The 18,348-nt window shown below is 37.5% G+C and carries 17 protein-coding genes; 10 read left to right on the top strand and 7 right to left on the bottom strand.

Features of this window, described 5'->3' with window-relative positions; all coding sequences use genetic code 11:
- Positions 1 to 197: 197 nt before the first annotated feature.
- The 6 genes from D1B33_RS12465 to D1B33_RS12490 are packed head-to-tail and all read left to right on the top strand — an operon-like array spanning position 198 to position 5,549.
- The gene (locus D1B33_RS12465; protein WP_118876721.1) at positions 198 to 2,129 is read left to right on the top strand and encodes a hypothetical protein; all 1,932 of its coding nucleotides are present in this window, start codon (positions 198 to 200) and stop codon (positions 2,127 to 2,129) included.
- The gene (locus D1B33_RS12470) at positions 2,119 to 2,967 is read left to right on the top strand and encodes a hypothetical protein (protein WP_118876722.1); all 849 of its coding nucleotides are present in this window, start codon (positions 2,119 to 2,121) and stop codon (positions 2,965 to 2,967) included. The genes D1B33_RS12465 and D1B33_RS12470 overlap by 11 nt, the downstream gene beginning before the upstream one ends.
- Positions 2,968 to 2,971: 4 nt before the next feature.
- The gene (locus D1B33_RS18655) at positions 2,972 to 3,736 is read left to right on the top strand and encodes a DUF6339 family protein (protein WP_233549475.1); all 765 of its coding nucleotides are present in this window, start codon (positions 2,972 to 2,974) and stop codon (positions 3,734 to 3,736) included.
- A gap of 32 nt (positions 3,737 to 3,768) precedes the next feature.
- Positions 3,769 to 4,785 (top strand): PDDEXK-like family protein, encoded by a 1,017-nt coding sequence (locus D1B33_RS12480; protein ID WP_118876723.1) that lies wholly within the window; start codon positions 3,769 to 3,771, stop codon positions 4,783 to 4,785.
- Positions 4,782 to 5,009: a hypothetical protein gene (locus tag D1B33_RS12485; protein ID WP_118876724.1), complete on the top strand. Its 228-nt coding sequence runs from the start codon at positions 4,782 to 4,784 to the stop codon at positions 5,007 to 5,009. The genes D1B33_RS12480 and D1B33_RS12485 overlap by 4 nt, the downstream gene beginning before the upstream one ends.
- The gene (locus D1B33_RS12490; RefSeq protein WP_118876725.1) at positions 5,010 to 5,549 is read left to right on the top strand and encodes a hypothetical protein; all 540 of its coding nucleotides are present in this window, start codon (positions 5,010 to 5,012) and stop codon (positions 5,547 to 5,549) included. It abuts the gene before it with no gap.
- Between the two features lie 173 nt (positions 5,550 to 5,722).
- On the opposite strand, the gene D1B33_RS12495 is transcribed toward D1B33_RS12490, so the two are convergent.
- The 5 genes from D1B33_RS12495 to D1B33_RS12515 all read right to left on the bottom strand — a co-directional run bounded on the left by D1B33_RS12495 (position 5,723) and on the right by D1B33_RS12515 (position 9,533).
- The gene (locus D1B33_RS12495; RefSeq protein WP_118876726.1) at positions 5,723 to 6,160 is read right to left on the bottom strand and encodes a very short patch repair endonuclease; all 438 of its coding nucleotides are present in this window, start codon (positions 6,158 to 6,160) and stop codon (positions 5,723 to 5,725) included.
- A gap of 312 nt (positions 6,161 to 6,472) precedes the next feature.
- Positions 6,473 to 6,721 (bottom strand): hypothetical protein, encoded by a 249-nt coding sequence (locus tag D1B33_RS12500; RefSeq protein ID WP_118876727.1) that lies wholly within the window; start codon positions 6,719 to 6,721, stop codon positions 6,473 to 6,475.
- Complete coding sequence (locus D1B33_RS18345; RefSeq protein ID WP_147370408.1) at positions 6,690 to 7,151, bottom strand: hypothetical protein; 462 nt, start codon at positions 7,149 to 7,151, stop codon at positions 6,690 to 6,692. Before D1B33_RS18345 ends, D1B33_RS12500 begins: the two co-directional genes overlap by 32 nt.
- Before the next feature lie 160 nt (positions 7,152 to 7,311).
- Positions 7,312 to 8,568, bottom strand: a complete 1,257-nt coding sequence (locus tag D1B33_RS12510) for a DNA cytosine methyltransferase (protein ID WP_118876729.1) — start codon at positions 8,566 to 8,568, stop codon at positions 7,312 to 7,314.
- A gap of 197 nt (positions 8,569 to 8,765) precedes the next feature.
- On the bottom strand, positions 8,766 to 9,533 hold the full coding sequence (locus tag D1B33_RS12515; RefSeq protein ID WP_118876730.1) for a PDDEXK family nuclease: 768 nt from the start codon (positions 9,531 to 9,533) through the stop codon (positions 8,766 to 8,768).
- Between the two features lie 176 nt (positions 9,534 to 9,709).
- Here D1B33_RS12515 and D1B33_RS12520 point away from each other — a divergent pair, with 176 nt between their 5' ends.
- The 4 genes from D1B33_RS12520 (at position 9,710) to D1B33_RS12535 (ending at position 16,066) form a co-directional block, all read left to right on the top strand.
- Entirely contained in the window at positions 9,710 to 11,260 is a 1,551-nt protein-coding gene (locus D1B33_RS12520) for an McrB family protein (RefSeq protein WP_118876731.1), read from the top strand.
- The gene (locus tag D1B33_RS12525; protein ID WP_158582973.1) at positions 11,232 to 13,640 is read left to right on the top strand and encodes a restriction endonuclease-like protein; all 2,409 of its coding nucleotides are present in this window, start codon (positions 11,232 to 11,234) and stop codon (positions 13,638 to 13,640) included. The genes D1B33_RS12520 and D1B33_RS12525 overlap by 29 nt, the downstream gene beginning before the upstream one ends.
- Before the next feature lie 35 nt (positions 13,641 to 13,675).
- On the top strand, positions 13,676 to 14,551 hold the full coding sequence (locus tag D1B33_RS12530) for a tetratricopeptide repeat protein (protein WP_118876733.1): 876 nt from the start codon (positions 13,676 to 13,678) through the stop codon (positions 14,549 to 14,551).
- 153 nt (positions 14,552 to 14,704) lie between these two features.
- On the top strand, positions 14,705 to 16,066 hold the full coding sequence (locus D1B33_RS12535; RefSeq protein WP_118876734.1) for a M20/M25/M40 family metallo-hydrolase: 1,362 nt from the start codon (positions 14,705 to 14,707) through the stop codon (positions 16,064 to 16,066).
- Positions 16,067 to 16,284: 218 nt separating this feature from the next.
- Here the strand turns inward: D1B33_RS12535 and D1B33_RS12540 are convergent, their stop codons facing one another.
- Both D1B33_RS12540 and D1B33_RS12545 read right to left on the bottom strand, forming a co-directional pair.
- A complete protein-coding gene (locus D1B33_RS12540) occupies positions 16,285 to 17,100 on the bottom strand; it encodes an endonuclease I family protein (RefSeq protein ID WP_118876735.1) in 816 nt (271 codons plus the stop codon).
- Positions 17,101 to 18,063, bottom strand: coding sequence for a S8 family peptidase (locus D1B33_RS12545; protein ID WP_118876736.1), 963 nt, complete (start codon positions 18,061 to 18,063; stop codon positions 17,101 to 17,103).
- Positions 18,064 to 18,348 lie beyond the last annotated feature (285 nt).

Here is an 18,348-nt window from a genome sequence, read left to right on the forward strand (position 1 = left end):
TTCTTTAAATCAATGAGAGGCAATTCTCCTCATTTTCGTATTAATCTTTTTACTTTTTTTATAGGAAATTATTATCCAAAAGTCAATAATTTAACAAATTTATGCATCAGTACCACATAACCACTAATTGTCTCAAGATCTAACTCTGTTATAATATTACAATAGTCATAGTATTATAGTAAGAAAAGGAGATTGACATGCAACAGCCATTTTGGAATTTCCCGGCGGCCGCTGGGGGGACCATCAATTCAATAAATAATGCGGGGATTGAGACGTTTCGCGGGAATGAATTAGACTCGCTAACTCGTGAAATCTGCCAGAACTCACTCGATGCGGTGAAGGATGAATCACAACCGGTCATCGTGGAGTTTAAAAGCTTTAATCTAATAAAACATCGTTTTCCAGAGCGTCAGGAACTGATTCAGGCCTTTGATAAATGTGAAGCTACATGGAAAGGCAAAAATGCAAAAATCGAACAGTTCGTAGATCAGGCAAAATACATATTAGAACAAGATGAAATTCCATTCTTAAGAATCAGTGATTTCAACACAAAAGGATTAGAAGGCGCGCAAACTGGCGAACTGGGGACACCTTGGAGTTCCTTGGTCAGAGAAGCGGGTTCATCCAACAAGGGAGATAGCTCAGGGGGAAGCTTCGGAATCGGGAAATCGGCTCCGTTTGCCAACTCAAAACTTCGAACTTTGTTTTATACCTCTTATGATATGGCGAATTACCAGTCCCATATTGGTGTAGCCAACATCATGTCATTTGAAAAGGAACCAAACTTCAATACATTGGGAACTGGTTACTTTACAAATCATGAGAATTCCACTGCCATTCCGGGCCCGTTGAACCTGGATCCTGCCTTCGAACGGAATGAAACAGGGACAGATATCTATGTAGCTGCTTTTGAACCGAAAGAAAACTGGATTGAAGTAATTCGAAACTCGGTCATCTTTAACTTCTTTATCACAATCTGGCAGAAAAAACTCATTGTCAAAGTGGACAATGAAACCATCACCCATGAAAACATAGGAAGGCTCATTGCAAATCTGGATGATGCCAATGAAGACAACCGCCATGTAAAAGCGTATTTCAAGCTTCTTACTTCCGAAGAGGGAATTCAAATTCCTTACCCGGCCAAAGAGTATAAAAAACTGGGCAATTTTGAAGAAGGCGAAGCCACTCTTTATATCATGAAAGGGGAAGACCTGAATCGCCGCGTACTTATGACCCGTAAGGCGGGAATGCGTCTTTTCGAGCAAAACCGCATCAGCGGCAGTATTTCTTTCACAGGAATCCTGATTATCAACGGCGAACACATGAACCAAGTGTTTAAACGAATGGAAAACCCAGCACACACGGAATGGGAGCCAAACCGGATTGAAGAAGCACCCAAAGAAGCGGACAAAGCCTTTCGTGAATTGCGTAAATTCGTACGTGAAACAGTACAACAGCAATTCCAAACGGAAACAACTGACACGATGGATGCCTTCGGGTTAAGCGACTTCTTGCCGGATACCACAACGGTTGCCGGGGAGGGAGAAGAAAAGAAAGAATCCCTTACGATGAAGATTAAGACGATTGCTCAAAAGAAAAAAGAAAAGCCAAAAAAGAAACTGAAGAAAAAACAGCCGAAGGAAAACTTTGAGGATGAACTCGCAGATGTAGGTATTACCCCTGAAGGTGAAACAGCCGGCAATTCTTTTGATGATAAGAATGAAGGTGAAGGAAAAGGCGGCGGTACGGGCAACCAACACGGAGAACAAGGGGCAGCAGACGAAGGTACAGGCGGCGCAAAAGACGGCGAAGGTGAAAAAGAAAAGAATAAACCAATCGATGTAGACACTCGCTATATTTGCTTGCAAAAAGAGGAAGGCCTGTATCGTGTGAACTTTAGACCGGACAAAAAGTTTGAAAAAGGGAAGCTTGAATTTAAAGTCGTTGGAGAGCAAAGCGATTATATCCTCCCGGTCGTTTCAGTAGAATCAACGGATATTGAAATTATCAGTATCCATAAAAATGCGGTCCGTTTTAAAAATGTTTCGGGGAAAAAGCCGAAAGATATCCGGGTAAAAGTAGATTATGAGCAATATTGCGTACTGGAGGTCGATTTATTTGAAATTTAATAATTCCTTCCCGTACCCGGTCCTATCAAACGAGAATGATAACTACAAAAATTCGACGTTTGAGACAACGATTGAAGCACAAAAGTCATTCGGCCAACTATATGTCAATCTTAAATCAGCTTTACAGGATTCAACGATTTCACAATTGATAACCGAGGGAAAAGCTAAATATGCATTGCATATTGAATGTCCACAAACGAGTTACCGTCAAATCTTTCAATCTGAAGATCCGTATATCGTGGCAACCGTTCCAGACAACCGTTTGCGCGGAAAAGTGGATGTCCATCCGTTTATATTGGCCAATCAAAGAATCGAGAACTACGATAATCCAAGTCTAAATGACTTTTATAAAGGTTTCCCGATCACTTTTGAAAAGGGGAATATTTTGGCACTTGGGGAAGCGGTCGAAATTACTTTATTTGAAGAAGATGAAGAGTCGCAAAACCTACCGTCAATCGTGACGATTCGCCGTTCGGAAAGTGCAAAAGACATGGTGGTTTCATTAAATTCGCCTCAAATTATCATCGAGCTGCCAAAGAAGGAGTACGACCTTTATGCACAAAATGCTGGTTCAAGATTAAAAGAAACGATTCTTTCGTTGGTAATTCTGCCTAGCTTAATAGATGTCTTTTATGCCTTGAAGGAAGATAGCGCGGATTATAGCGAGTATAAATGGTACCAAGTGTTGGAGCAAATTTTCAAAAAGAACAATGTACCATTCAGTCATATTGTCGATGGCACATTACCGGTGTTAAAAGCGGCTCAAATGGTTTTACAAAACCCGCTTGAAAAAGCTTTTAACGAAATCCAGAAATTGAACGAAGCGGAGGCTGAGTAAATTGATGAAAATCAAATTTTTATCGGAAGACACCTTACAAGACCTTCGTGTAAACTTTGAAACTTACAAGCCGCATTATTATCAGAAAGATGATGCCTGGTTTGATGCATATTTTAAAGAAGAAGGCCGATTGATTGAGTCGAAGATTGAGTTTGAGAAGCCTGAACTTAATTTTGGAGATGATTACTTAGTAAGTGACTATGAAAATGTGAAGGCAATCTACGACTCTTTAAAGCATCTAACAGTATCCCAAGCTACGCAGGAACGATTATGGGCAGGTCTTGCGCATGTTCAACTACGTGACTATATTAATTACAGAATTGCCAAAGACATCGAAAAGAAAAATGATAAACGTATCCAATCGGCTGTTTTCTTTACAAACGGTGCAAAACGCTCCTTGTTTGTTCATATTTTAGCCCGTCTTTGGTGGGTGGGCTACATGACGTATGATGAGAACCATAGAGAAAACCCATACTGGCTTACAGAATTCTTTTGTTCAGCAGATTTCTCCGCTCGTTGCGTTGTGTTCTTCTCAAGTAATTTCACATCAAATACTGCCATAACAAAAGGCATCTTACGTGCATTAGTAGAGTTGCGAGATGAGGGGGTAGACATTAAACGTGCCCATTTCGTAGAAGCAAATAAATACCTGAATATCTCTGGTGGTGCAATGGTACTTGATTTATTAGAGGAAGATGAAGTGAAAGAGATGATTGAGAAGCGGTTGCGGAAGGTATTTGGGTTTGAGAAGAAAAAAGTCTTAAATTAAATTCAAATTATCTTTAAATGGGGTAGTATCACATGGAAATTAGAGACTTATTCAACCTAGAAAATGATGCAACTTTTCAGCAGCTTAATCAACAAGTTAATTCATTTAATACATTGAAAGTTTTAAAACTAGAGAACCACGAAATCCGCCATTCCAATATATTGGGGTGGCTATTGAATCCAAGGGAAAACCATGGTTTACGTGACTATTTTTTACGTAAAATGGTTGAGCATCTCATACTATCCGAAGAAAACAGCAATAACGTGCAATATGAAACAGTAGGGGATATCCTCAACCAATCCCTAATGGATAGCCATGTTTATCGAGAAGTAAAAACTACTAATAATCGTTTTATCGATTTGCTCATCGTTAATCAACAAACGAAAACAGTCCTCTTGATTGAAAACAAATTTTATTCGACCGAATCAAAAGATCAGTTAGATGATTACTTAAATTTTATAGATGAAACATTTAAAGATTTTACGATTATTCCTATCTATTTAACGCTTGATGGGGAGGAGCCTACCAACAAGCAGTATTTTATCCTGACTTATGAACGGATTGAATCAATCTTACATGCAGTCCTTATGCTATATAAAGACCAAATTAGCGATAATGTTTATAAGTTTATCGAAGATTATAACCAGGTATTAAAAGAAAAGTTTTATCCAAACCAAACTCAAATACTGCAAGCGATTGAAATTTATCGAAATCATAAGCAAACAATCGAAGGATTAATTGAAGAATCACCAGCTCTTAAACAATTACATTTCGAATCAGGTTATCAGTTTGAATTTATAATGAAATATTGGGACACGATTCAATATGTTAATAAACATGGCCAAAATATCCTATCCTATAGTTTTGAACAGTTCATACAGCAACAGTTTGATGGTCAAGTTCATTATAAAGCGCATCCAACGGTACCGAACCTTTTGCCCCCTGAATGGGAGCAAATTAGCCGTTTTCCTGTAAAAGAAGCGAATTATTGGTTGGGGAAAGGGCTTATCGTTGGTTTAAACAAACAAATGATAGTCGATTGCGTATGAATGCTGAAATTGGGCCGCTTGAATATATCTCGAGATTAAATTTACTTGAGCAATTGGAAATGGCAGGATTATCGATTAAAGAGAGTTCGAAGTTGGAAAAAGCGCGGTATACTCGATTCTACACACAAAAAATGGATGTGAATAAGTGGGATGATATAAACGAACTGACCCAGGCAATGGTTGATTTATATAACGGTCATGAATTTTCCTTGTTGCGACAATAAATGGCGGCCATTTTAAATAATGAACAGCCCATGAAAGGGACAACTTCCGTAGCAGTGGAAAACAATCCAGCACATGTTCAAGAAGCATTTAAAAAGTGGATGGAAATGAAAAGTATCCCTGAATCGGACTATCGTATATCTTCTAAATATATATCATTTAAAATTCCATTGTTTGATTTGTTTAAGGAGAAACTAGGTGAAACAAGGGAAAAATGGTGGTGGGACAATGGACCGTTTCTGTTTTGGTACCATATTAAATCGGATTCCTTCTACTTCACATTAGAAGTAGGGCCCATTGAAGCGGATAAACGTGTGTTGTTAATGGAAAGCATGATGGAAAAGGGTATTAAATTCACCAAAAAAGGCCTTGAAATAGAAGCTAAATTCAGTCGTATTTTTTCTGAAACGATAGATATTGAAGATATGGATATAACGAGGATTATAAATTCTCTGGATGCTTTATATAACAAAGAAGAATTGCAAGGAATTCTGAGAAAGCTTAAAATTATTTATGATGAGACGGTAATTAAGTTGAATTAATAGTCAGCACTTGATGGAAAGTCAAAATAATTATTTAGAAATTTCGAAACTTTCATCCATATTAAGTAAGGTTAACTTGTGCAAGTTCAATTGAAAACAGAGTGGAAATGCTATTAACTTAGAGGAAATTAGCAGTTTCAATTAGTGTGAGCTTATTAGCCTTGGTACATAAGTTAACTACCAAGGCATTTTTTCTTTGATTTCTTTACATTATCAATGAAATTGGAAATATCCTCTATCACTTCGTAAAAGTCCTTTTTAATTTCGTGTTCCCATATTCTTTTTACATACCAACCACGACTTAGATAATATTCATTTACCTCAATATCTCGCTGTTGGTTCCGTAGAAGTTTCTTTTCCCAATATTCCAGATTGCTTTTAGGTTTGTTGCTGTGAAGAGGACAGACATGCCAAAAACAAGAGTCGATAAATATAACAATTTTATACTTTTGTATAGATATATCTGGTTTTCCGAACATGGACTTTGTGTTTTTTCTGAATCTATATCCTCTTCTCCAAAGCTCCTTCGTTATGGAGTTTTCAAGTTGGGACTGAGAACGAATGGATTTCATTATTTTGCTTCTTTGTTCTTTAGAAACATTATCTGTCATCGGTTAACCCTCCTTTATAGTGCTATTATTTTACCCTACCCCATAATGTAAATATTAAAAATTACTTTGCTAATAAAAGGCAGATACTTCGACAAGATTAAATGATAAAAAGTCATTTGAGCACGGAAATTATAGTAAATAGCATGAGGTTTAATCAAAGCATATATAACAGTGGTGTATAAAATGTTCTTAATTGGTAAATTAAGGCAGGAGTGGTTTTGAGATGAGGAAGAACGTTATTTTAATATTGCTTTTTCACAAATAAAATAAGGCTATCAAACACAGATTTTGTGTAGATAGCCTTATTTTTAATTATTTTCTTTCATAAAGAACCTTTTCTCTCCAGTCTTGATTCGGTGTATTTGTGATTTCGTTTATTAAAAAACGAATATTTTTTCTATCACCATTATCATTATTTGCTCGACCAGCACCAAGAATGCGGACTCCACCGAATATTGCAGAGAGTTGGCCGTTTGGCAAAGAGATAAGTGAGATTTTTTGGATATTATTATCGCTTGAATAAACAAGTTTAACGACATATGTTAAAATTTGGGACTTCACCGAAATAATCATGACTTTCATAATGATTTAATAACGGCAACCAGTTCATTCCTGATACAAATAATTGATTTTGGGAATCGTAAGATGTTTGTGCTTTTTCAATTGTCACTTTATTATTGATTGCATCCCCATCATCATTAGAAATGGTCTTAGAATCAATATGCACAATTGCATCACCAACTTCAAAACAGGAATCTGAGCTTATTGTCATCGAAGATATATGCCATTGAAGATGCCTGCTTATTAAACTTTCAATAATATTTTCAATAGCATGTTCAATTCTGTTAATCCTAGCTCCTGTAGGACTAGAACTAATTAATTTTTGGTTATTAATTTGAGTTAATATAGAACCTAAATTGCAACTAATATGTTTCTCTAGAATATCAAAATATTTTTTTTCTAAAGTAATTAAATCTGTGTTACTTAACAAATTCGAACAATTTACCATAAAACATGTATGGGGTAAGTTTGTGTTGTTTTTGAGTAAACTATGCTTCCTGCCTTTTGCTAAAATTTTGCAGTAAAAAACCCCATAACTGTTTAGTCACGTAAACAATTATGGGGAAGGTCATAAATATACTATATTTTCACTATACTGTTATAGTTTCTGAACTTTCAATTTGCTCTGCTATTTTTGTAGCAATTTGTTGCGCTAATAAAACTGGAACAGCATTTCCGATTTGTCGGTACATAGAATTAAGACTGCCAGTAAAAATAAAATCATTCGGGAATGATTGAAGAATCGCGCATTCGCGAGCAGAAAGTCTTCTTTGTTTATTAACGTGTATTTCCGGAGAAGTTGCTGTTATTGTATCACTAGGTCTATCCCAGTTTGTAATTCTAAGAGATTGCTCAAATTTAATTTCTTTCTCTATAAATGTAGTTACTTGTTCGTCGTATTTATCATCAAAACCTAATAATTTTTTTAATTCCCACCAATCAGAAGGTTTAGGTATACTACCGGATTTATTATCCTTTCTAAACCAGTGGCCAGCAGTATGGCGATAGCCGAAATGTTCATCTATTTTTTTAGTACTCCAACCAGACTTGCTTCGCCAATATTTTAAATAGTCACAGATCTCAGCTTGATCTACCTCGTATTTTCTGCCGAAGAATGTATCGTGAACTGTTGTAGAAGCGACATGATTATATATTTTTAGTCCATTTACTTCTGTATATTCTTTAGTTTTACCATTTTGAATTTCAACATCTGCTAAGAATCCTATTGCTTCTTCTACTGTAATATGGGGTAGTAAAGCTTTGTCAATTGAAAATAAATCGAAGCTATTCTTTGAAAAATCGGCATGTGTTGGTTCAGGGAAAATATTTTCGACTCCAATTCGGTTTCCAATTATAATTACACGCTCGCGAGCTTGTGGAACGCCATAATCTGCAGCATTTAATACACGGTAATCTACTTGATAGCCAATTTTCTTGAAATCTTCTACTATCATGTTGATTACTTGTCCATTTTGCATAGAGATTAATCCTTTTACATTTTCTGCTACGAAGAACTTTGGTTTTTTATCATTAATTATTCTTAGCATTTCTAGATATAGAAAGTTTCTTTCGTCTTCCATGCTTCGGCTAGTGTTTGCAATACTGAAGCCCTGGCAGGGAAAACCTCCAATAATTACATCGATTTCATAAGGAGAGCCTGGAATATCTTTAGAATCAACTTGTTTTATATCAACAAGGTCAATATGATCCCCTATATTTTTTTTATATGTGTTTACCGCATCCTTATTAAAATCACACGCCCAAAGAATATCATAACCGGAATTTTTAAAGCCTAAATCCATTCCGCCGGCGCCTGAAAATAAAGCGATTAGTTTTTTCTGTGTCATATATTTCATCCTTTTTCTATTTACTTTTTTATAATACCGTAAATTGACCGCAAATGCAAATTAGGCATCCTTGAAGTAGAGAGAAATAGAATGCACGGGAACTTATGTTCTATTATAGCTATCTTTTTAAAGATATTCAATATAAAAGGATTTCTCTTTTTATAAAGAAAATATAACGCATAGGTAAATGAAGGCTGTTATAAAGATTCCTTTTTGCTGTACAAGAGATCTTCAGGGCCAACTAATTCTTTGATATGTTTAATGCGATTGTAAATATCGCTAGGCATGTTTTCGTTCCAAAGGATAATTTTTAATCGGCTTTGGTTATTTAATAATTTAAATTTATTGCAGTCTTTATAATTAAATCGTATTTTGCCTGGATTCTTTCCGGCTACTAATGGTTCGTCTAGATAAACATTCTTCAAAATTCCATTAGGCATGCAAGTAAGGAGAATCATATGAATATTCCCGGATTTATCGTACAAAATACAAATAAAGTAAGTAAAGCATGGCTTTAATGTTCCGTTAGACTTTCTGTAAACTTTAGGTAAATTGCCTTTATACGGTCTATCTTCCTTTCCTCTGACTTTTATAAAACCTTCGTAGCTATTTTGGTTATTGCCAACGAAGATATTTTTAGTTATGTCCCCGATATTATCTGTTGTAACTGTTTTTATATCAATATGTACATATGCATTATAAGTCTCAAAAAACATATCAGATCCAATAGGAGATGAGTTGGGCTGTCCAAATTGATTAAAAAGCCAATAAAAAATTCGCTCAGATCCTACAGCAAAATCTGATGTTTCCTGCCCCAAATATTGCTCCCAATTTTCTCTTATCTCTTCTTTTGTCTGAAAACCATCCAACATTTTATCAAGATCAATACTTAAAACATGATATATTTGTTTTAAATACTCATTTTCCCAGAATTCAATATATTCGGGAGAGTTTATATCAAACATTTTCGGTTACCTCCTTAGTTATTACATACTAGATTATACTATTATAATAGTAATATTTTAAGTTAAATATTAAACTTTTATAGAAAGAGGGTGATACAATATTGCTACAAAAGAGAAAAAATTGGTAAGAGCTTTTTAGGTAACGAATGTTCAGTAAGGATAAAGGATGATGTTTTTTGGCGTACAGCTCCGAAGTAGGTAATGTAAATGTGGAAATTTTAAAAGAGAAATTAAATGTTGATAGAAAAGGTGCTGAAGTTGTTTTTCAAAACGAAGATCTTTTTATAATTTCTCCGTCTATTCAAAATGGCTCAAATTGGTTTGACCTAAGGATAACAAATCTTGAAAGATATTATTATAGCGGCAAAAAGGGTCTTTTGTTACTTCGTCATAACAAGCACTTCTTAATTGCTGATTTGAATGATTTCTCTGTTCAATTGATGAAAAAAGAAGATATGAGAACAACTTCAACTGGAGGAGAGCACTGGAAATTTAATATCCTTGTAATGCAGGATTTTTATACTGTATACAACCATAATAATAGAAATCTTTTATATAATATGAAATATTCTGAAGCAGGGAGTTTAAAAAAAGAGGTTGAAAAGTTACTAAGGTCTATTAAGCCTTTTAAATCTTTTTCAGAAGACGATGGTAATAATTGCATTAAAAAGTATGACTTAATTGATATTGATAACTCTCGGATGATAAATCACATTAACGTTTTTTTGAAGTCAAAGGGATTTTACTATTATGAGGATAACATTAAAAATTTGTATCTTACCTTGAGGACCAAACCCTTCGTCATCATTTCAGGAATCTCAGGAACAGGAAAAACAAAAATTGTTCAATTGTTCGCTGAGGCAATCGGTGCAACGGAAGAGAACAATCAGTTCAAGTTAATTCCGGTGCGTCCTGACTGGAGCGATAGTTCGGAACTGCTTGGTTATACAGACATCAAAGGGGATTTTGTTAAAGGTCCTTTAACGGAAATGCTGGAACATGCTCACCAAAACCCGAAAAAGCCGCATTTTGTATTATTGGATGAGATGAACCTGGCGCGGGTTGAATACTATTTTAGTGATGTGTTGAGTGTGATGGAGAGCAGAAAAAGAGTGGATGGGCAGATTACTTCTTCAACGCTTATTACCGTAGAAGAAGAGTCACTAACAATTCCAGGGAACTTATACATAATCGGAACAGTGAACATGGACGAAACAACGCATCCGTTTAGCAAGAAAGTGTTGGACCGTGCCAATACAATTGAATTCAATGAAATCAAGTTAATGAATTTTGGTTCCATAACAAACAGTGAGACGGTGGAGCCTGTACCTGTTTCAAATGAAGTCTTGGAATCTTCGTTCATTCATTTAATAGATGCCTTTGCTTCTCATGAGAAGCTTATTCGTGACGTCTCCGAGAAGCTTGAAAAAATAAACGAATACCTTATACCCATCCATGCCCAAGTCGGATACCGTGTACGCGATGAGATTTGTTTCTATATGGCACATAATGAAGAGGGCGGCCAATTGCTTTCGCCGGATGATGCGATGGATTTTTGTATTATGCAGAAGATATTGCCGCGCATTGGTGGGATGGAAGCTGTTGTAAGACCTGTATTGAATAACTTAAAGGAAGAGTTGAGTTCATATCCTCGATGCACAAAGAAAATTGAGGAAATGTTGGGAAGGTTGGATGTCGATGGATTCACGTCATTCTGGATTTCTTAAAGGGATTCAACTGCTAACGATCGAGACAGTGGATTTAAAGTTGGCTATAGCGGGGAATCTCGACTTGCAAAGATACAATGAGGACAGCTATAAATCTTTTATTGAAGATAAAGAAGCTATGTATTTTAGCTGTTCAGAGGAAGCGATGGTTCAAATATTTGATGTTGGAACACAGCAACTTGTAGAAGCGAATGGGCAACCATTTTTGCCTATCTTCTTTGAAAATGGCAAGTATGAATTGCAAGTACAGCCCAAAGATGATGAAGCCATTAAATTCTGGCATGAATACGAAGGGTTTCGAAATGCCATCCATCCATTTCTTAATACCAAAGCACTGACTGGAACATTGCATTTTCAAAATGAAGTGGGGTTTAGCAATTTTGAAATCAGAGATGGGCAGGATAAAACCCTATTATCAGTAATAATCGAAGTTTACCCTACAAAACTGGACTACAAAAAGGATTATCGGGCTTTATTGGATGAAGTAACTGAGGAAGTCTATAATCTGGCTTATGCTTTTATTAAAAGAACTTATTTGTATGGTTCTGTTGAGATTTATAAGGAACCAACTGGTGTAGAGTTTTATCGATTGCTTGAGAAGCATTTCGAAGAATATATGAAAGCAATACATCTAATTGAGCAGCGGCCGCATCGCCGTTTAGTCACCATTCATGAAGAAGTACGAGGAGATCGCTTGAGAAAGCAAGACAGCAGGGGGCGTGCTTTCTTAAGAAAGAATGCCAATCTGTTTGTTGAAGTGGAAAAAGGCATTCCTATCAATGGCACCCAAATGCTGCCTGGTAAAGGACTGTTAATCAAAAAGATTCATACAAACGATACTCATGAAAACCGTTATGTGAAAATGACGTTAACGCGTCTTTATGCAAGAATTGAAGCTCTTTATCAAGCCATAAATTCTATATCCAATAAAAGATTTGAAAAGGTCCCAGATCCGGAAATACTGTCTACTTTACAACGAATGAAAAGCCAGCTGGAACAAAAAATTAAAATGCCTTTCTGGCGAAGCATCGGCAAATTGGATCGTTCCGTCATTAGTTTGGTCATGCAAATGGCAGCGGGCTACCGGGACGTCTACCAAATATTCGGAATCCTATCAAAAGGGATTATCTTGCAGGGTGAGCTATATAAAATGTCCATTAAGGATATTGCCACGCTGTATGAATATTGGACATTTATTAAGCTAGGTAAAATTCTGAATGCAAAGTGCGAACAAATTTCCCAAGATATCATTAAGGTGTCAAGTGATGGGCTGGTTGTGAATTTGAATCAAAATAGTGGAGCGAAAAGGGTGTTTCGGAATTACGAAACGGGTGAAATCATCCTTCTTCAGTATCAATATACAACCAAAAAGAAAATTACCGTGAATCAAAAACCCGATACAATGTTAAGTATCGAAAAGCTTGGACGGGATTATCATTACCAATATATCTTTGATGCAAAATATCGAATCAACCTCAACGATGAAAATAAGAATGGTCCAGGTCCTATGGAGGATGACATCAATACAATGCACCGCTATCGGGATGCAATTGTAGCTGAAAGCGATGGTGTTTTCGAGCGGACTGCTTTTGGAGCGTATGTATTATTTCCTTGGAATGATACGGACCGTTATCAAGAACATGATTTATATAAAAGTATCGAAAAAGTAAATATTGGCGGGCTGCCATTCCTTCCTCACGCAACGGATTTGGTGGAGGCTATTATCGATAATCTATTAAATAAAAGCGCGGATGAATTGCAGGAGGAGGGGATTCTGCCAATAGGAACAAAAGAGTTCCTATATGAAACCAAAGTTGATTATGTGCTCATTCTTCCTATGAATGGCAATCTGGAAAAAGTACTTCTAGAAAGAAGAATCCAAGTGCCGAAGGATTCTCTTCCTGAACAATGGAAGTCTGCGAAAAAAATTGCCTTATTTACTTCTGAAGGGATTCGAGAAGAAGGTAATATTGTGAAGGTGGAACGGAAAGGTAAACACCTTTTGTTTCAGGTAGAATCCTGGGCCTCGAAAATAGATATAATTCAATCGGATGGATATGTACTCAAAGAACCGATTTTGGTGGAAGAGCATGTATATAACGATTCTAATAATGTTCCTGAACTATTTATTTCATCTGACGAAAAACGCCAACTTTGGTTGATGCTAAAAGGGAAATCTAGTGATGTTATGCTAGAACTAGATTCGAAAGTGGTGAACCGTAATAGTAAAGTTAGATCCTTCCTTCTTGGTGAACATGAGTTTGTTTGGACTAAAAATAATCTGCTTCATTTATATAGAGATTATATTGAGGAGATTTCAATTAGTGAGTTAAAACATAATTCCTTTAAAGTTTTAAATGAGCTAGCAGCCAAACTCTAAAGCTAGCTCAATTTTTTTAAAATCGAGGTGACCCAATGGAACGGTTAAGACAGACAAAATACGAGTATGAACGACTAAGAGCAGACTATGAACATGATGAGGATAGAATCGGCAGGCAGGCCATTAAACAAAGAGAGAAGGCTTTGCGTGATCAGTTTAGGGAAATCATTCAGCATGATAAGAAAAATGCGGAAGTTCATTATCGGTACGGGTATTTTTGGATGGAAAAGGGCGAGTACCTGAACGCCATAACTAATTTTGAAAAAGCGCTCAGAAAAAATGATAGTAGCAATGTTACTTTTCCTTTAGAAAAAGCCCAGGAAATCAAGGCGCATATGTTTATCGGCTATTGTGCAGGTCAACTTGTGAAACATAGTTTGGCAAAAGTGAATGAACTGAACGTGGAAGAAGCTCAATTTGATTTTGGGGAGATTGAAGGAAAGTCATTGGATGAAGTGCTGGATATGCTGAAATATCAATCCGAACATTATTTGGCTTTCCATAATGGAGAAAAGCGTTCCTTAAGTCTTGAAGAGTATTTGAAATTTAAAGCTGGAGACTATGGAGATGTTATCTTAATCAGCTTTATCGAATCGGAAGTGTTTATAAAAGTTGGGCCACATAATCCAAAAGCTTTGAACGTCGGTCTAGGTGAAAAGCTGCGTCTTATATTAGAGAAAATATTAAAGAATGGTGTCATTACCTATGATGATTTTAGAATGGAGTATCCTAACGCAAACTGGCGGGCGGTTAATCAAACGATGACCAGGATTAATCAAAGAGTACGGGAAAGTGGGTTGCGAATTCTAGAAATACCTGAAGGAACTTTTCAAGAGCGTTATCCACAAAAGATACAACTTGCCGCAACCAACTATATCGTCGTCTTCCGCCAAAGCGATTTCGCGGAGTAAAATCAAAGCAGCGCTTCGAGCCTGCTTTTTTAGGTTCTTCTCCAAAACGCTGTCGTACCAGGCTTTCCAGCTGAGACAAAGATTGTCTCAGCTCTCCTTTATACTTCGATTATAGAGTTCCACAAGGGAACAAGGAAAAGGAGAGGGTTTTGGATGGCAACAGTTTCAGTAATGGAGTTAATGACACGTTATGGGTTTGTATTGGAAATGGAAGAGGGAAATTGCCGCTTGAAAAATTCCAACGAGGAAAACGAAAAGCATTATGCTGATGTGGTTAACATGTTGGCGGAGCGCGGCATCTCGTTGGTGGATGAGATGCTGGAGTCAGATTTTATTGAAATACTGGAAAGCTTATTTGAATCAACAGGGGAAATGCTTTTCTCGCCCGAGGAACTGGCCATTCACACGGTGGATCTCTATGTTCGTGGGTTGGTGATGCAGCTCAATCGGTTAGGACTGGCAACGACGTTTAGTTGTGATGGCCATGATGCAAGAAATGCGAAAATTTTCTTCAGCACTATCGAGGGGGCCAAAGAAGCGCAAACGGTTTTGCAGCATGCGGGCTTGGCGAGTCACCGAAACAACCTTGGTTTAGTATTTCGGGTGAATCGCGAGGAGCTTCCATTATTTGCAGGCCGATTAGCGAACATCACCAGTGAAGAAGTAGATGAATTATGGGAAAAAGCCAACCCGCTCATGAAAAAGCCCGACTTTTATTCTTTATTGGAAGAATTGCTTTCAATTTATGGTGTTAGTGGGGAAGAAGAGACGATTCGCGAGTTTGTGGTCAGTCAGTTAAAGCAACATGTTGATTATCTGGAAGTAGACCATTATGGGAATGTATTGGCGCAAGTGCGAAAAGGGAATGGGCCGACTGTTTTGCTGAATGCGCATTTGGATACGGTGGATTATTTCATGGATGGGCGCAAAATCCTTAAAAACGGGTCGATTTGGTCCTCGAGCGAAGGTGTATTGGGGGCAGATGATCGTGCCGGGGTTTGTGTGTTGCTTGCGGTCGCGAAAAGCCTGGAAAATAGTGCTTTTCAGGGGACAGTGAAATTTGCCTTTACCGTGGAAGAGGAAATTGGCTTGGTTGGAGCGAAGCGAGTAGCAAAATCGTTTCTATGGGATGTAGATATGGCCTTTGTTGTAGACCGGAGAGGGACGGGGGACATCGTTACTTCCTGCGGCGGGTATATTCCTTTTTGTTCAGACAGCTTTGCAAGAAAAGTTGAACAGATCGGCCATCGTGTGCACCGAAACCGCTGGCATGCAGTAAAAGGAGGCAGCAGTGATACCCGCATTTGGGCAGAACAGGGAATCAACAGCATTAACCTTTCCGTCGGCTACCAACATGAACATACCGAGTACGAAACGGTTGATATTGAAGCAACCTATGGAACGTATGAATTGGTTGCACAGTTATTGGAGGAAAGCCGCACTTTAACGAAAAGACAGCTGGAACAGCGAATCCGTAACCGCGCAACAACAGAACGTTGTGAAAAAATTAAATAGGAATAAAAGGGCAGCTATTTGTTGCAGATTGGCTGATTGTGTATGGTCTTCCTAGTGATTGTAATGGTAAATAAGCATAAACTAAAAAGGACTACTTGATGTTGGTGCATCAAGTAGTCGAATAGTAAGTCGGTCCCTTTAAAGGGATTGACTGTGCTCTCCATGCAATTTTTCAAACTAGAAAGACCACTTGATAAAGGAGATTTCAATCAGTCACTTTATTTTACTAAGGTAATGATACGTTCTCCCATCTCCGGAAAATCAATAAACGGGTTCCGATTGCCTTGAAGTTCTTGGATTGCAAGGTTGCGGTGCTTTTCATAGATGGATACCGGAAATGTTTGATGCCATTTTAGCAATAAGGAGACATTCGCTTGTTCTTTTTTTATTGTATTTGGATAGCGAATGAGGAAATAGAGTGTTGCTCTGGCAACGATTCCTTTGCCGTATTCTGGTTCGAATTTATGTTCTTCAGCCTTCCCGCAGCCATCCTTAATCCCTAAAATCAATCCTTCAGGGTTATAATCGCCGAAATCGTAGTAAGGATAGTTGCTCCGACTGCTATTGCAGGTGGGTTCACAGGCAAATAGATGATGCAAGTCGCCTCGCATCGGTTCCTCTTTATCGAACCATGATTGAGGCACTACATGTTCACAGTTAAAAAGTTGATCCGAAAAGATGCTGATTAATCCTTTTGCTTGCATTTCGTGGAGCTGAATGTCCTCCTCTATGACAGAAAGAGGGTCCATCTTTTTTCCGGAATAAAGGCTTTTTAATGAACCGTTTTCCTGCAAATCTACCCAAGGGTACACGTATCGGTGCGGTGTGTAGGTTAAGTGATCCGTATGTGTTTTTTCAAGCAATGTGTGAAGGCTGTCTGAAAGATTGGCATCTGTGAATGAAATGTTCTGATAGTATTGATGCCTGGTTTCCTTATCTTTCTTTTCATCATAATAAGGTCGATTTTCCTTGAATTTTAAAAAGTCTGCCTTGGCCGATTCCCATTCACCATATAGCAATTCAAGCTTTTCCATTTATATTTTCAACAGCTGTGCAGCTAATTTGTGGTTGAACACATCAGACAAGTATTCCTCTGCTGCTAAGTACAGTAATCCGTTGCCTTCAAATTTTGGGGAGAACCCTAAAGAAACCGTTCTCTTGATTAATTGTGCATATAGTTCGTCTTCTGTCAGATTGCGCTCAAATTTTTTATTGGCAATTTCTTTTATGAGGGCAAGGGCACCGGAAACATGTGGCGTTGCCATTGACGTTCCGCTTAGTTTTGCATAAGTTCCATTTAAATACGTTGAAAGGATTTCTTCGCCAGGGGCTACTAAGTCGACTTCATTATTCGAATTTGAAAATTTAGAAGAATGGCGCAGCAGATTAACCGATCCGACGCTGATGACTTCATTGTAGCAGCCAGGATAGCCTAATTCATCTGAAGAACTCTGCCCATCGCCCTCGTTTCCAGCAGCGCAAACTACTAGAATTTGATTTGCAATTGCATTTTGAATAGCTTGACGCAACTCAGGTACATCCACAGAACCGCCGAGGCTCATGGAGATGATATCCACCCTCTGTTCAACTGCATAGTTAATTCCATTGATGATCCAGTCGTATTGGCCTGATCCGGCTTTGTTAAGTACCTTTACGATTAATAAATTTGCTTCAGGTGCGACACCAACTACTCCTGTACCGTTATGGATGGCAGCGATTGTGCCGGCCACGTGGGTTCCATGGCCATTATAATCAGTGTATACATCAGGTTTTCCATGATCATCATCAGTGAAATTTCGTCCGCCGATAATACGTCCATTCAGATCAGGATGGGTGACGTCGCATCCTGTGTCCAATATCGCAACGGTGATTCCTTTGCCTTTAGAATTCTCCCAAATTTTTGGTGCTGCTATAAGCTCAATACCCTTTGGAACCTCAGACACCTCTTCGAACACGGCATTCACTTGATACGGAATTAAATGTAACTTTTGCTCCATTTGTATCCCTCCTGAGAGATTTAAGTTTCAAGTGTATTCCTGGAAGTTATTAATAGTTTAACAATTCCGAATTCTCATAAACAGTTACGATAGATGTGTTTTTATTGAAATGGTTTATATTTGAAGATTGGCTATTAGTGAAGTCTTCCTTTGTTATCAGAATGGAAATTTTGTATAATAGATAATGAATCAACATAAATTAAAAAGGACTACTTGATATTGCTGTATCAAGTAGTCAAAAATAATAGTCGGACCCTTTAATGTGGTTGGCTGACTGGATTGTAT

The organism is Ureibacillus yapensis (assembly GCF_003515775.1).
In the GTDB taxonomy this organism is placed as follows: domain Bacteria; phylum Bacillota; class Bacilli; order Bacillales_A; family Planococcaceae; genus Ureibacillus; species Ureibacillus yapensis.